This window comes from Leifsonia sp. NPDC014704 (assembly GCF_043083605.1).
In the GTDB taxonomy this organism is placed as follows: domain Bacteria; phylum Actinomycetota; class Actinomycetes; order Actinomycetales; family Microbacteriaceae; genus Leifsonia.
The window spans coordinates 1,811,412-1,825,122 of record NZ_JBIBYW010000001.1; the positions used below are offsets into that span (position 1 = coordinate 1,811,412).

At 67.8% G+C, this 13,711-nt stretch carries 13 protein-coding genes; 5 read left to right on the forward strand and 8 right to left on the reverse strand.

Features of this window, described 5'->3' with window-relative positions; translation table 11 throughout:
• Window positions 1–4: 4 nt before the first annotated feature.
• The 7 genes from ACF1AJ_RS08850 to ACF1AJ_RS08880 form a co-directional block, all read right to left on the reverse strand.
• Complete coding sequence (locus ACF1AJ_RS08850; RefSeq protein ID WP_391506990.1) at window positions 5–442, reverse strand: cytidine deaminase; 438 nt, start codon at window positions 440–442, stop codon at window positions 5–7.
• A complete protein-coding gene (locus ACF1AJ_RS08855; RefSeq protein ID WP_391506991.1) occupies window positions 439–1,731 on the reverse strand; it encodes an ABC transporter permease in 1,293 nt (430 codons plus the stop codon). The genes ACF1AJ_RS08850 and ACF1AJ_RS08855 overlap by 4 nt, the downstream gene beginning before the upstream one ends.
• A complete protein-coding gene (locus ACF1AJ_RS08860; protein WP_391506992.1) occupies window positions 1,728–3,020 on the reverse strand; it encodes an ABC transporter permease in 1,293 nt (430 codons plus the stop codon). Before ACF1AJ_RS08860 ends, ACF1AJ_RS08855 begins: the two co-directional genes overlap by 4 nt.
• Window positions 3,017–4,537 carry an ABC transporter ATP-binding protein gene (locus ACF1AJ_RS08865; RefSeq protein WP_391506993.1) on the reverse strand — a complete coding sequence of 507 codons (1,521 nt, stop codon included), beginning with the start codon at window positions 4,535–4,537 and terminating at the stop codon, window positions 3,017–3,019. The genes ACF1AJ_RS08860 and ACF1AJ_RS08865 overlap by 4 nt, the downstream gene beginning before the upstream one ends.
• Window positions 4,538–4,750: 213 nt before the next feature.
• Window positions 4,751–5,833: a BMP family protein gene (locus ACF1AJ_RS08870; RefSeq protein WP_391506994.1), complete on the reverse strand. Its 1,083-nt coding sequence runs from the start codon at window positions 5,831–5,833 to the stop codon at window positions 4,751–4,753.
• Window positions 5,834–6,010: 177 nt separating this feature from the next.
• Complete coding sequence (locus ACF1AJ_RS08875; protein ID WP_309857051.1) at window positions 6,011–7,144, reverse strand: magnesium and cobalt transport protein CorA; 1,134 nt, start codon at window positions 7,142–7,144, stop codon at window positions 6,011–6,013.
• A 336-nt stretch (window positions 7,145–7,480) separates the two neighbouring features.
• Complete coding sequence (locus ACF1AJ_RS08880; protein ID WP_391506995.1) at window positions 7,481–8,614, reverse strand: glycosyltransferase family 4 protein; 1,134 nt, start codon at window positions 8,612–8,614, stop codon at window positions 7,481–7,483.
• A gap of 74 nt (window positions 8,615–8,688) precedes the next feature.
• Between ACF1AJ_RS08880 and ACF1AJ_RS08885 the strand changes: the two genes are divergently transcribed.
• On the forward strand, window positions 8,689–9,828 hold the full coding sequence (locus ACF1AJ_RS08885; RefSeq protein ID WP_391506996.1) for a mannose-1-phosphate guanylyltransferase: 1,140 nt from the start codon (window positions 8,689–8,691) through the stop codon (window positions 9,826–9,828).
• A 16-nt stretch (window positions 9,829–9,844) separates the two neighbouring features.
• Here the strand turns inward: ACF1AJ_RS08885 and ACF1AJ_RS08890 are convergent, their stop codons facing one another.
• Window positions 9,845–10,069, reverse strand: a complete 225-nt coding sequence (locus ACF1AJ_RS08890) for a hypothetical protein (RefSeq protein WP_391506997.1) — start codon at window positions 10,067–10,069, stop codon at window positions 9,845–9,847.
• Between the two features lie 239 nt (window positions 10,070–10,308).
• Here ACF1AJ_RS08890 and sdhC point away from each other — a divergent pair, with 239 nt between their 5' ends.
• From sdhC to ACF1AJ_RS08910, 4 genes are read left to right on the forward strand one after another with little or no spacing between them, the layout of a single operon-like run.
• The gene (gene sdhC / locus ACF1AJ_RS08895) at window positions 10,309–10,647 is read left to right on the forward strand and encodes a succinate dehydrogenase, cytochrome b556 subunit (protein WP_249776421.1); all 339 of its coding nucleotides are present in this window, start codon (window positions 10,309–10,311) and stop codon (window positions 10,645–10,647) included.
• Window position 10,648: 1 nt separating this feature from the next.
• Complete coding sequence (locus ACF1AJ_RS08900; RefSeq protein ID WP_391506998.1) at window positions 10,649–11,092, forward strand: succinate dehydrogenase hydrophobic membrane anchor subunit; 444 nt, start codon at window positions 10,649–10,651, stop codon at window positions 11,090–11,092.
• A 40-nt stretch (window positions 11,093–11,132) separates the two neighbouring features.
• Window positions 11,133–12,935: a succinate dehydrogenase flavoprotein subunit gene (sdhA, locus tag ACF1AJ_RS08905; protein WP_391506999.1), complete on the forward strand. Its 1,803-nt coding sequence runs from the start codon at window positions 11,133–11,135 to the stop codon at window positions 12,933–12,935.
• The gene (locus ACF1AJ_RS08910; RefSeq protein WP_391507000.1) at window positions 12,935–13,696 is read left to right on the forward strand and encodes a succinate dehydrogenase iron-sulfur subunit; all 762 of its coding nucleotides are present in this window, start codon (window positions 12,935–12,937) and stop codon (window positions 13,694–13,696) included. The genes sdhA and ACF1AJ_RS08910 overlap by 1 nt, the downstream gene beginning before the upstream one ends.
• Window positions 13,697–13,711: the final 15 nt, after the last annotated feature.

The following is a 13,711-nucleotide window of genomic DNA, read 5'->3' on the forward strand; positions in this document are numbered from 1 at the left end:
CTGTTCAGTCGTTGTCGTGCTCGGCCGCGTAGGCGGCGAGCTGGCGCGGCCCGAAAGCGTCGGGCAGCACCTGATCGATGGTGCGGATGCCGGAGACCGTCTCGAGCAGCATCCCCTCTGCCGAGTGCTCGTAGAGCAACTGGCGGCAGCGTCCGCACGGCATCAGGATGTCGCCGTCGCCGTTCACGCACGTGAACGCGACGAGGTGGCCGCCGCCGGTCATCGCGAGCGACGAGACGAGCCCGCATTCGGCGCACAGCGTCACGCCGTAGCTGGCGTTCTCGACGTTGCAACCGCTCACGACCCGGCCGTCGTCGACGAGCGCGGCCGCACCGACCGGGAACTTCGAGTACGGGACGTACGCGTGCGACATGGCCTCCGTCGCGGCGGACCGCAAGGCATCCCAGTCGATCGAATCGGGGTTCTGATCCACGGTGCTCATGACTTGATGTACGGCTTTCCGTCCGCAGCGGGTGCCCGCGAGATGCCGACGAGGCCCGCCACGGCGAGGATCGTCACGACGTACGGCAGCATCAGCATGAACTCGCTCGGCACCGGCGAGCCGATGGTGCTCAGAACGCCCTGGAGATTCTTGGCGAAGCCGAAGAGCAGGGCGGCCAGAGTGGCCTTGATCGGGTCCCAGCGGCCGAAGATCACGGCCGCGAGGGCGATGAAGCCCTCGCCTCCTGTCATCTCCTTGGAGAAAGCTCCGACGGAGCCGAGCGTGTAGTACGCGCCACCCAGGCCCGCGATGGCGCCCGCGAGCGAGACGTTCCAGAACCGGGTGCTGTTGACCTTGATGCCGACCGTGTCCGCCGCCTCGGGGTGCTCACCGACCGAGCGGAGCCGGAGGCCCCAGCGGGTCTTGAACAGGCCGAACCAGACCAGGAACACGGCGATGTACATGAGGTACTCGATGATCGACTGGTCGAACAGCACCTTGCCGACGATCGGGATCTCGCTGAGCACGGGGATCGGCCAGTTCGGCAGGCGCGGCGGGTGGTTGAGCAGCTGCGGGTCACCCGCGAGCACCTTCGAGTAGAGGAAGCTCGTGATGCCGACGACGAGGACGTTGAGCACGACGCCGACGATCACCTGGTCGACGAGGTACTTGATCCCGAACGCACCGAGGAGGAACGACACCAGCACACCGGCGACCATCGCGGCGATGAGACCGACGACCCAGCTGCCGGTGAGCGTCGCCGTCATCGCGGAGACGAAAGCGCCGGCGAGCAGCTGGCCCTCGATGGCCACGTTCACCACGCCGCCGCGCTCGGAGACGACGCCGCCGAGCGCGCCGAACACCAGCGGGACCGCGAGGCTGATCGTGCCGAGCAGGAGGCCCGTCACCGGAACCGGGTACGGGCTGCCCGAGTCGGCCCAGGTCAGGAAGCCGAACATGAACAGCAGCGAGAAGACGATGACGACCCAGATCGGCGTCCTGCGTGCGCGATAGGAGAGGTACGCGCTCCACAGGGTGAGCGCGATCAGCAGGATGGTCACGACCGTCGTGGTGACGAAGCTGTCGACCGTCAGCGTGGGCAGCCGGACGGCATCCGACTTCTCCGAGAAGCGGAACGTGCTCTCGCCGTGCCGGGAGAACCCGAAGAACAGGATGAGGCTGACCAGCACGAAGATGCCGAACGCGATCGGCGCCTTCCAGGATCGGATCTCCGCCTTCTCCAGGACGATCGGCGAGGAATCGGGAACGACGGGGGCGGTGGTGCTCACTTGGCCGCCACCTCCTTCGTGACGATGGGGCGCTGTCTCCGGGGAGTGCTCCCCGGAGCGGGCAGGCGGAAGATCGCGCGCACGAGCGGCGGCGCGGCGACGAAGAGGACGATGAGGGACTGCAGGATCAGCACGATGTCGATCGGGATGTCGTTCGCCGCCTGGATGGTGTACCCACCCGCCTTGAGGGCTCCGAAGAGGAGGCCTGCGATGAACACACCCCACGGCCGCGACCGACCGAGCAGCGCGACCGTGATCGCGTCGAAGCCGATGCCCGCATCCACACCGGAGCTGATGCCCTGCGGGAAGACCCCGAGCGCCTGGCTGGCGCCGGTGATGCCGATCAGTCCACCGGCGATGAGCATGGCGTAGACGTACACGTTCTTGACGTTGATGCCCGCGACCCGTGCGGCATTCGGGTTCTCACCCACCGCGCGGAAGCGGAAGCCGAGGCTCGACCGGTTGATCAGCCACCAGACGAAGACCGTCGCGCCGATCACGAGCACGAAGGCCCAGGTGAGGTTGTACTGCGCTCCGAGCAGCGGCGGGAAGACCGCGTTGGCGTGCACCGCCGGCGCCTTCGGATTGTTCGACCCCGGCGCCTGCAGGAGCCCCTGCGTCCGCAGCATGTACGAGATGAGGTAGAACGCGATGTAGTTGAGCATGATCGTGACGATCACCTCGTGCGCGCCCGTCCGCGCTTTCAGCAGACCGACGATGCCCGCCCAGATCGCTCCGCCGACGATGCCGGCGACGATGGCAAGCACCAGGTGGATGACCGGCGGCAGGTCGAACGAGAAACCGACCCAGGCGGATGCGGCGGCGGCGATGAGGATCTGCCCCTGACCACCGATGTTGAACAGGCCGACGCGGAACGCCAGCGCGACGCCGAGACCGCTCACGATCAGCGGAGTGGCGAAGGTGAGCGTCTCGGTCAGCGGCCGGATCCCCGCGCTGAACGACGGTCGGCGGAAGTTGTAGATCGCACCCTGGAACATCGAGACATATGCGTCGGAGACCGACGTCCAGATGGCGGCGAACGTGTCGCCGGGCCGGGCGAAGAAGTAGCCCGCCGCGCGCTGCACCTCCGGGTCGGTGACCGCGATGAGGATGGCGCCGACGATCAGAGCGAGGACGACCGCGAGGATCGAGATGACCACGGGCCCGCTCATGATCTCGCGGACCGCCTGGTTCCAGCGCGAGGGCTCCTCGCCCGCCGGAGCCGGCTTCCCGGGCTCCACGGGCTGGGCCGGCGCCACGGGCTGGCCGGGCGTGGGGGTCCCCGTCATGCTGCTGCTCCTGCCTGCTCCGGCGACTCGCCGGCCATCATGAGGCCGAGCACGTCACGTGGTGTGTCGCCCGGCACGATTCCTACGATTCCTCCGCGGTACATCACCGCGATACGGTCGGCGAGGGCGGCGACCTCGTCGAGCTCGGTCGACACCACGATCACGGGGATGCCCGCATCCCGGGTCTCGACGATGCGCTTGTGCACGAACTCGATCGAGCCGACGTCCAGACCGCGCGTCGGCTGCGCCGCCACGAAGAGCCGCAGCTCGCGGCTGAGCTCGCGGGCCAGCACGACCTTCTGCGCGTTGCCGCCGGAGAGCCGGCCGACCTTCTCGTCGATCGACTGCGTGCGCACGTCGAACTCGCGCACCTTCTCCTCGGCGAACTGCTTGAGGTAGGAGAACTGGATGTTGCCGGCCTTCACGAACGGGTCGCTCGTCGAGCGGTCGAGCATGAGGTTCTCCTGGATCGAGAACTCCCCCACGAGGCCGTCCTCGTTGCGGTCCTCCGGCACGAAGCCGACACCCTCGTCGAGCACCTTGCGGACGCTGTGGCCCTGGATCGGCTTCCCGTCGAGCAGGATCTGGCCCTGCACGCGCTGCTGGAGGCCGATGATCGCCTCCGTCAACTCGGTCTGGCCGTTGCCCTGGACGCCGGCGATCGCGAGGATCTCGCCGGCGGCCACCTCGAAGCTCACATTGTTCACGACGATCTGGCCGATCGGGTCGATCACCGAGAGGTCTCTGACCACGAGCGCCGGGGCGCCGGGGGTCGCCGGCTTCTTGTCCACCGTGAGCGACACCGCGCGGCCGACCATCATCGACGCGAGCTCCACGTTGGTGGCGGTGGGCTGCGCCTCGCCGATCACCGTCCCGAGCCGGATGACCGTGATGCGGTCAGCAACCTCGCGGACCTCGCGCAGCTTGTGCGTGATGAAGACGATCGCGGTGCCCTGCTCCTTGAGCTGGCGCATGATCGCCATGAGCTCGTCGGTCTCCTGCGGCGTCAGCACGGCCGTCGGCTCGTCGAAGACCAGCACCTTGGCATCCTGCGACAGCGCCTTGATGATCTCCACGCGCTGCTGGACGCCAACCGGGAGGTCCTCGACCAGCGCGTCCGGGTCGACGTCGAAGCCGAAGCGGGCGGAGATCTCGCGAACCTTCGCCCGGGCGGCGTTGAGGTCGAGCCGGCCGCCGAACTTGGTCTGCTCGTGACCGAGCATGACGTTCTCCGCGACGGTGAACACGGGGATGAGCATGAAGTGCTGGTGCACCATGCCGATTCCGGCCTTCATGGCGTCGCCCGGGCCGGCGAAGTGCTGGACGACGTCGTCGAGCAGGATCTCGCCCTCGTCGGGCTGGTAGAACCCGTAGAGCACGTTCATGAGGGTGGACTTGCCTGCACCGTTCTCACCGAGCAGGCAGTGGATCTCACCGGGTTCGACGGTCAGATCGATGTGATTGTTCGCGACCAGGGGACCGAACCGTTTGGTGATCCCGCGGAGTTCGAGCTTCATTCGGGTGGGTTTCCTTCTCTACTCGCCCGGGGGGAGCGAAGAGCCTTTGTGAGGAGGGGGCACGCGGAACGGCTGGTGGCCTCGTCGCGCATCCTCAACCCTACCTTCCTGCGCAGATGTCAGTGTGTGCTCAGATGAGCAAGGAAGGCGGGGGTGGAACGGAACGGGGAGGCCAGCCGTGGCTGACCTCCCCGTCGAGCGTTCTCGTCGCTGTTACTGCTTGGGCGACGAGGGCGAGGTGACCTTGATCGAGCCGTCGATGATGCCGGCCTTGATCTTGTCGAGCTCGCCCTTCAGACCCGAGTCGACCTTCGACTCGAAGTCGTGGAACGGGGCGATGCCCACGCCGTCGTTCTTCAGCGTGCCCACGTACGGGCTGCTGTCGAACTTGTCCTTGGCCGCCTGGGTCACGACGTCGTCGGTCGCCGGCTTCATGCCCTTCATGACCGAGGTGAGGAGCAGGTCCTTCACGGTCGGGTCGGACTCGTAGACGTCGGCGTCGACACCGATCATCGCGATCGGCTTGCCGGAGTCCTTGATCGCCTGAGCGGCCGACTGGTAGATCGGGCCGCCGACCGGCATGATGACGTCGGCGTTCTGGTCGATGATGCCCTGAGCGGTGTTCTTCGCGGTCTCGTTGGCGTCGAAGCCACCCGTGAAGAGGCCGTTCTGCTTGTCGACGTCCCAGCCGACGACCTTGACCGACTTGCCCTTCTGGTCGTTGAAGTACTTCACGCCGTCGGCGAAGCCGTCCATGAAGATGGTGACCGTCGGGATCTGCATGCCGCCGAAGGTGCCGACGATGCCGGTCTTCGAGTAGCTGGCGGCTGCGTAGCCGGCCAGGAACGCGGCCTGGGCCGTGTCGAAGATGATGGGCTTGACGTTCTTCGCCTGGATCTCGTTGTCGTCGATGATCGCGAAGTCGACGTCCGGGTTCGCCTTCGCGGCCTTCTCGGTCGCGTCCTTGAGAAGGAAGCCGACCGTCACGACGAGGTTGCAGTTGGCGTCGACCATGCTCTGGATGTTCGGAGAGAAGTCGTTCTCGCTCTTCGACTCCGCCTGCTTGTACTTCACGTCGAGCGACTTCGCGGCCTGCTGCAGACCCTCGTAGCCGAGCTGGTTGAACGAGTGGTCGTCGAATCCACCGGAGTCGGAGACCATGCAGGGCAGGAAGTCGCTCTTCGCGGCGCCGCCGGACGAGCTGTCCGACGGGGCCGCCGAGCAGGCAGCGAGCAGCGACATGACGCCGACCGCCGCGAGGCCGAGGAGTCCGGCCTTTCGGGCTGTGATTGACAAGGTTGTTCCTCCAAGATGCGTAGCCGCGCGGGTAATCGCAGGCTTCTGCGGTTCACGTTACCGAATGTGACGAACCACTCCGTTCGAAAATCCGGGTTCTTCATGCAAGCGTTACAAACGCTCACGCGGTTGGCACGTGCTCATTCGAGCAGCCCGTCCCCCATTCGGGGACGGTGCTCAGAGCCAGCCGCGCCGCTTGAAGATGGAGTACAGCAGACCGCTCAGCCCGAGCATCGCCAGGACCGCGAGCGGGTACCCCAACGGCCAGGACAACTCCGGCATGTGCGTGAAGTTCATGCCGTAGATGCCGGCGATGAGCGACGGCGCGAACAGGATGGCCGCCCACGACGAGATCTTCTTGACCTCCTCGCCCTGCCGGTTGCTGGAGTGCGCCAACCGCGTCATCTCCTCGTTCTGCCGTTCGGAGACGAGGGTCGAGTTCACGGTGAGGATGTCGCGCAGCAGATAGCGGAAACCGTCCACCCGCTCATTGACCTGCGTGAGGTGGTCGGCGACGTCGCGCAGCCGGCGCTCGAGCTCCTGCGTCACGCCGTACTTGGCGGAGCCGCGCTCGAGCGCCAGCATGACCGCCGAGAGGGGATGCGTCGCCCGCTGGAAGTCGATGACCTCCCGCGACAGCTCGTAGATGCGGCGGGAGACCAGGGCGTCTCCGCCGAACACCTGCGTCTCGATCTCGTCGATGTCGTTGGCGAGACCCGCGACGACGGGGCTGTACGCATCCACCACGGCGTCGATGATCGCGTAGAGGATGGCCTGCGGCCCGAGCGCGAGCAGCTCCGGCTCGCCCTCCATCCTCTGCCGGACGTGCGAGAGGTCCGGCGACTCGCTGTGGCGGACCGTGATGACGAAGTTGCGTCCGACGAAGAGGTGCAGCTCGCCGAAGTCGACCTCCTCCGGCACGTCCAGGTAGTTCGCGGCCTTGAGCACGACGAAGAGGACGGTGTCGTAGCGCTCCAGCTTGGGGCGCTGGTGGGCGACGATGGCGTCCTCGATCGCCAGCGGGTGGAGGTTGAACTCCTCCGAGAGCGAGAGCAGCTCCTGCTCGCTCGGCCGGTAGAGGCCGATCCAGGCGACCCCGCCCGGGGTGCGGTCGAGTGCCGCGTAGGTCTCGGCGAGGGAGGTCGGGGAGGCGACGCGGACGCCGTCGGCGTAGATCGCGCTGTCGACCATGCTGCGCCGCCCCGGGTGGGTCTCGACGGGCGGCGCGGCCACGGCCGGAGAGGGAGGATCGACCCGGCGGGTGCGCGTCACGAAGGGCATCGGAATGCCGCGTCGGTTCTGGTTGGCCATAAGTCACCTCCGTGGTCCGGACGACGTCGAGTCGACACGAGTGCAGGGCGGCCCGAGGGGCCACCTAACTGTACGCTCGCGACCCCTCCGGACGCTGGACGCGGAGGTCGCCCGCGCCTGTGCGCACGCCCTTCACCTCCCTTTCGCGCCGATCCGCCGATCTCGTGACGGATACGCCTCCCTTTCGTGCGCGGGGCGGGCCGAGAGAGAAGGGAGGCGATCAGCACGCACTGCTCGGCGCGTCGCGAGGAACGGAGGACCGAGTCGGGACCCGATGGCCGGCCGACCTCCGTTGCGGCGAACGGGCGGGCAACCGGGAGATCGAGCGCTCCGCCGTCACCGGATCGCCGTCGCGGTCACCGCGCTCAGGATGACGCGCTCGTAGTAGCGCGTCAGCTCGCCGCATACGACATCCCAGCTGCGTCCGAGCACAGCACGGCGTCCGGCCTCCCCCATGCGGCGACGCAGGGCGCCGTCGTGGACGAGCATCGAGACGGCGGCGCGGAGGGCGCGGTCGTCGGACGGGCGGAACAGCAGCCCGTCCACGCCATGCTCGACGAGGTCGATCGGGCCACCCGCGCGCGGCGCGACCACCGGGAGTCCCGACGCGTGAGCCTCCTGCACCGTCTGCCCGAAGGTCTCCTCTGAGCCGGTGTGCGCGAAGACGTCGAAGGCGGCGTAGGCGGCAGCGAGGTCTTCACCGCCGAGCCGGCCCAGCCAGGTCACCGGGATGCCGCGGAGCTCGCGGGCGACGGCGTCGCGCGACGGCCCGTCCCCGACGATCGCGAGCGACACTCCCCCGATCCCGCGGAGTGCGCGCAGCCGTTCCACCTGCTTCTCCGGGGCAATGCGGCCGACGTAGCCGACGACCGTCTCGCCGTCCGGCGAGAGACGCTCGCGCAGGGCGACCGCCGCCGGCGTCCTCCTCTTATTGGGGTGGTACCGCACCAGGTCGACGCCGCGTCCCCAGCGGGCGACCCGGGTGACGCCGGCCGTGCGGAGGTCGTACTCGCTCGCCGCCGACGGCGCGAGCGTGAGGTCGGCGCCCTCGTGCACCCAGCGGACGTACTTCCAGGCGATGGCCGAGGTGACGCCCAGCCCGTTGCGGCGGGCGAAGCCGGCGACGTCCGTCTGGTAGATCGCGACAGAGGGGACGCCCATCCGGTTGGCCGCGGCGATCGCCTGCGCCCCCAGGAAGAACGGAGAGGCGGCGTGCAGCACGTCGGGGCCGAAGCCGGAGAGGATGCGCTGAACCTGCGGGCTCGGGAGTCCCACCGGGAACTGCCGGTACGCGACCGACGGCACCTGGTGGATGCGGAACCCGTTGTACTCCGCCGGCGCCCCCGCATCCGGGCAGACGACGATGGCCTCGTGCCCCTCGGCCGCCAGATGGTCGAGGACCCGCAGCACACTCGTCGTGACCCCGTTGACGGTGGGGAGGAAGCTCTCGCTGACCACTGCGACCCGCATGCCGCAACGCTAGGCGGCGCCGGTGTCGTCACCGTGAACAGCCGGTGTCCGGCGACGCTCGCTATCCTTTCGGCATGACTCAGAAGCGCAGGATCACACAGGGCCCGCCCATCGAGCGCTTCTACAGCGTGATCCCGGCCGGCGGCATCGGCTCGCGGCTGTGGCCCCTGTCACGCGCCGACGCCCCGAAGTTCCTGCACGATCTCACCGGCTCGGGCCAGACGCTCCTGCGCGACACCTGGGACCGCCTCGCCCCCCTGTCGGGCGAACAGCGCATCATGGTCGTCACCGGCCGCGCCCACCGCGCCGCCGTCGAGTCGCAGCTGCCGTCCCTCACCGACCCGAACGTCGTGCTGGAATCCGAGCCGCGCGACTCCACCGCGGCCATCGGCCTCGCCGCCGCCATCCTGGAGCGCCGCGAGCCCGGCGTGATCATCGGCTCGTTCGCCGCGGACCACGTGATCAACAACCTCCCGCTCTTCCAGTCGGCTGTGCGGGAGGCGGCCGCCTCTGCGCGCGCGGGCTACATCACGACCATCGGCATCCAGCCGACGGAGCCCGCCGTCGGCTTCGGCTACATCCACTACGGCGAGCGCCTCGAGATCGCCGGCGCCCCGAGCGCGCTGGCGGTCGACTCCTTCAAGGAGAAGCCCGACCTGCAGACCGCCGAGCGCTACCTGGCGAACGGCTCGTACCTGTGGAACGCGAGCATGTTCATCTCGCGCGCCGACAAGCTGCTGGAGGAGATCGGCCGCAACAAGCCGAAGCTGCTCGCCGGACTCCTGGAGCTCGCGGAGGCCTGGGACGACCCCGCGACCCGTGGCCCGGCCGTCGACCGGATCTGGCCGGAGCTCGAGAAGATCGCCATCGACTACACGGTCGCGGAGCCCGCGGCGGCTGCGGGCAGACTTGCCGTCATCCCCGGCTACTTCGACTGGGACGACGTGGGCGACTTCGCGTCGCTGGCCAAGCTCAACTCCGGCGGCCGCAAGTCGGACCTCGCCATCCTGGGCGAGAACGCCCGTGTTCTCTCCGATTCGTCGAGCGGCATCGTCGTGAGTCAGAGCAAGCGGGTGATCAGCCTGATCGGCGTCAAGGACATCGTCGTCGTCGACACCCCGGACGCACTGCTCGTCACCACCAGCGAGAACGCCCAGCGGGTGAAGTCGGTGGTGGACGCGCTGAAGATCACCGGTTCCACCGACGTGCTCTAGCCCGTCCGCCGGTCGGTCAGTCGACGACCGACGGGCCGTTCTGGATCTCGGCGACCAGCCGCGAGATCTCCTCCTGCGGAAGCTGGATGCCCGTCTCGTCGAGACGCTGCTTCAGCAGCCGCTCGCTGTCCTCGGAGCCCCGCAACTGCATGTCCGCGCGGACCTGCTCGACGATGCCGGCGACCTTGCCCTCGTCCGTCGCATCGGTGCTGCCCTGCATGATCGGTTCGTCCTGTGTCATGGGGTGGACGGTACGCCGGGCCGATCCTGACGTACAGGGCGGGTTATCTCGACATCGAGATAACTGAGGTCACCCTAAGAGGCGGCAGCACCCCACCCGGCATAGACTGGCGCTGCGCTCACCGCGCCGCATCAGCGATCAGCAACCAGGGAGGGTTGTCCGTGTCAGACCAAGCGACAGGGACCCTGCAGCCGGCCAAAACCCGGCCCGGCGGAACTCTGTACCGTGGCCGTGAGGGGATGTGGTCGTGGGTCCTCCACCGCATCACCGGCGTCGCCATCTTCTTCTTCCTTCTCGTCCACATCCTGGACACGTCGCTCATCCGCGTGAGCCCCGAGGCCTACAACGCGGTGATCGGCACCTACAAGAACCCGATCATGGGGCTCGGCGAGATCGCCCTCGTCGCAGCCATCGTGTTCCACGCCTTCAACGGCCTGCGCATCATCCTGATCGACTTCTGGAGCAAGGGCGTCAAGTACCAGAAGGTCATGTTCTGGATCGTCATCGCGCTCTGGGTGATCCTGATGGCCGGCTTCGTGCCCGTCCAGCTCGTCCACATCTTCTCGGAGGTGAACTGACGTGACGACCATCGAGGCGCCGCGCACCCCCGCTGCCCGATCCTCCCGCGGCAAGAACTGGGAGAAGTGGGGCTGGATCTACATGCGGTTCTCGGGCGTCCTGCTCGTGATCCTCATCTTCGGCCACCTGCTGATCAACCTCGTCCTCGGCGACGGCGTCAAGCAGATCGACTTCGCCTTCGTCGCCGGCAAGTACGCGACGCCGTTCTGGCAGGTCTGGGACCTCCTGATGCTGTGGCTCGCCATGATCCACGGCGGCAACGGGATGCGCACGCTCGTCAACGACTACGCGTACAACCGGGTCGTGAACCGCATCCTGAAGTGGGCCATCCTCGCCGCGGTCGTCGTGCTGATCGTGCTCGGAACGCTCGTGATCTTCACGTTCGACCCGTGCCCGGCCGGCGCCGCTGCCGCCGACCTGCCGTCCTTCTGCCCGGCTCGCTGACCCCGCCTCCCGACCAGCGACGAATCGACACGGAAACCCTGTGACAACAGAAGCTACTGAATCCACCGTCATCGACGGCGTCCACTACCACGAGTTCGACATCGTCATCGTCGGCGCCGGCGGCGCCGGGATGCGCGCGGCGATCGAGGCCGGGCCGCACGCCCGCACCGCCGTGATCTCGAAGCTCTACCCGACGCGCTCCCACACGGGTGCGGCGCAGGGCGGCATGGCCGCAGCCCTGGCGAACGTCGAGGAGGACAGCTGGGAGTGGCACACCTTCGACACCGTCAAGGGCGGCGACTACCTCGTCGACCAGGACGCGGCGGAGATCCTCGCCAAGGAGGCCATCGACGCGGTCATCGACCTCGAGAACATGGGCCTGCCGTTCAACCGGACGCCCGAGGGCAAGATCGACCAGCGCCGCTTCGGCGGCCACACCCGCGATCACGGAAAGGCGCCGGTCCGCCGCGCGTGCTACGCCGCCGACCGCACCGGACACATGATCCTGCAGACGCTGTTCCAGAACTGCGTCAAGCTCGGCATCAACTTCTTCAACGAGTTCTACGTGCTCGACGTGATCATGAACGAGGTCGACGGGGTGCCGCAGCCGGCCGGCGTCGTCGCGTACGAGCTGTCGACCGGTGAGCTGCACGTCTTCCATTCGAAGGCGATCATCTTCGCCACCGGCGGCTTCGGCAAGATCTTCAAGACCACCTCCAACGCCCACACCCTCACCGGTGACGGCGTCGGCATCATCTGGCGCAAGGGCCTGCCGCTGGAGGACATGGAGTTCTTCCAGTTCCATCCGACCGGCCTCGCCGGCCTCGGCATCCTCCTCACCGAGGGCGCCCGAGGCGAGGGCGCCATCCTCCGCAACGCCTCCGGCGAGCGGTTCATGGAGCGCTACGCCCCCACGATCAAGGACCTCGCGCCGCGCGACATCGTCGCCCGCTGCATGGTCCAGGAGGTCGCGGAGGGACGCGGCGCCGGCCCGCACAAGGACTACGTGCTGCTCGACTGCACACACCTGGGCGCCGAGGTGCTGGAGACGAAGCTCCCCGACATCACTGAGTTCGCCCGCACCTACCTCGGCGTCGACCCGGTGGTCGAGCCCGTTCCCGTGATGCCGACCGCGCACTACGCCATGGGCGGCATCCCGACGAACACCGCAGCAGAGGTGCTGCGCGACAACACCACCGTCGTCCCGGGCCTCTACGCCGCTGGCGAGTGCGCGTGCGTGTCCGTGCACGGCTCGAACCGTCTGGGCACCAACTCGCTGCTCGACATCAACGTCTTCGGCAAGCGCGCGGGCAACAACGCTGTGGAGTACGTCAAGACCGCCGAGGCCGTCCCGCTGCCGGAGGACCCGGCCGGCGCCGTCCGCCGCATGATCGACGAACTGCGCACCTCGACCGGTACGGAGCGCATCGCCGCCATCCGCAAGGAGCTGCAGGACGAGATGGACCGGAACGCCCAGGTGTTCCGCACCGACGAGTCCCTCGCCCAGGTCACCCAGACCATCCACGAGCTGCGCGACCGCTACCGCAACGTTCAGGTGCAGGACAAGGGCAAGCGCTACAACACCGACCTGCTGGAGGCCGTCGAGCTCGGCTTCCTGCTCGACCTCGCCGAGGTCGTCGTCTACTCCGCGCGCAACCGCAAGGAGTCGCGTGGAGGCCACATGCGCGACGACTTCCCGAAGCGCGACGACGAGAATTACATGAAGCACACCATGGCCTACCTCACCGGCGACCCGCACTCGTCGGATGCCGCAGACCACATCACGCTCGACTGGAAGCCCGTCGTGGTGACCCGCTACCAGCCGATGGAGAGGAAGTACTGATGTCGAACGCCGTGCTCGAGACTCCCCCGGCCCCCGAGGCCCCGGTCGAGTCGTTCACCGTCACGCTCATCATCCGCCGCTTCGACCCGGACGTGGACACGGAACCGCGCTGGCAGGACTTCGACGTCGAGCTGTACCCGACCGACCGCATCCTCGACGCCCTCCACAAGATCAAGTGGGAGCAGGACGGCTCACTGACCTTCCGCCGCTCGTGCGCGCACGGCATCTGCGGATCGGACGCCATGCGCATCAACGGCCGCAACCGCCTCGCCTGCAAGACGCTGATCAAGGACCTCGACATCTCGAAGCCGATCTACGTCGAGGCGATCAAGGGCCTGCCGCTCGAGAAGGACCTCATCGTCGACATGGAGCCCTTCTTCGAGTCGTACCGCGAGGTGCAGCCGTTCCTCGTCGCGAACTCCAAGCCGGAGAAGGGCAAGGAGCGCGTCCAGTCGGTCGCCGACCGCGCCCGCTTCGACGACACCACGAAGTGCATCCTCTGCGCCGCGTGCACGTCGTCCTGCCCGGTGTTCTGGACCGACGGCCAGTACTTCGGCCCGGCCGCCATCGTCAACGCGCACCGCTTCATCTTCGACTCGCGCGACGACAACTCGCAGGTGCGCCTCGACATCCTCAACGATAAGGAGGGCGTGTGGCGCTGCCGCACGACTTTCAACTGCACCGACGCCTGCCCGCGCGGCATCCAGGTCACGCAGGCGATCGCCGAGGTGAAGCAGGCGATCATGCGCGGAAAGCGCTGATCGAGCCCCGCACAC

Excerpts from the sequence above, each read along its gene's own strand:
- ACF1AJ_RS08880 (WP_391506995.1), bottom strand. The coding sequence starts at position 8,614 with ATGCGGGTCGCAGTGGTCAGCGAGAGCTTCCTCCCCACCGTCAACGGG.
- ACF1AJ_RS08885 (WP_391506996.1), top strand. The coding sequence starts at position 8,689 with ATGACTCAGAAGCGCAGGATCACACAGGGCCCGCCCATCGAGCGCTTC.
- ACF1AJ_RS08910 (WP_391507000.1), top strand. The coding sequence starts at position 12,935 with ATGTCGAACGCCGTGCTCGAGACTCCCCCGGCCCCCGAGGCCCCGGTC.
- ACF1AJ_RS08850 (WP_391506990.1), bottom strand. The coding sequence starts at position 442 with ATGAGCACCGTGGATCAGAACCCCGATTCGATCGACTGGGATGCCTTG.
- ACF1AJ_RS08875 (WP_309857051.1), bottom strand. The coding sequence starts at position 7,144 with ATGGCCAACCAGAACCGACGCGGCATTCCGATGCCCTTCGTGACGCGC.
- ACF1AJ_RS08890 (WP_391506997.1), bottom strand. The coding sequence starts at position 10,069 with ATGACACAGGACGAACCGATCATGCAGGGCAGCACCGATGCGACGGAC.
- sdhC (WP_249776421.1), top strand. The coding sequence starts at position 10,309 with ATGTGGTCGTGGGTCCTCCACCGCATCACCGGCGTCGCCATCTTCTTC.
- ACF1AJ_RS08865 (WP_391506993.1), bottom strand. The coding sequence starts at position 4,537 with ATGAAGCTCGAACTCCGCGGGATCACCAAACGGTTCGGTCCCCTGGTC.
- ACF1AJ_RS08860 (WP_391506992.1), bottom strand. The coding sequence starts at position 3,020 with ATGACGGGGACCCCCACGCCCGGCCAGCCCGTGGCGCCGGCCCAGCCC.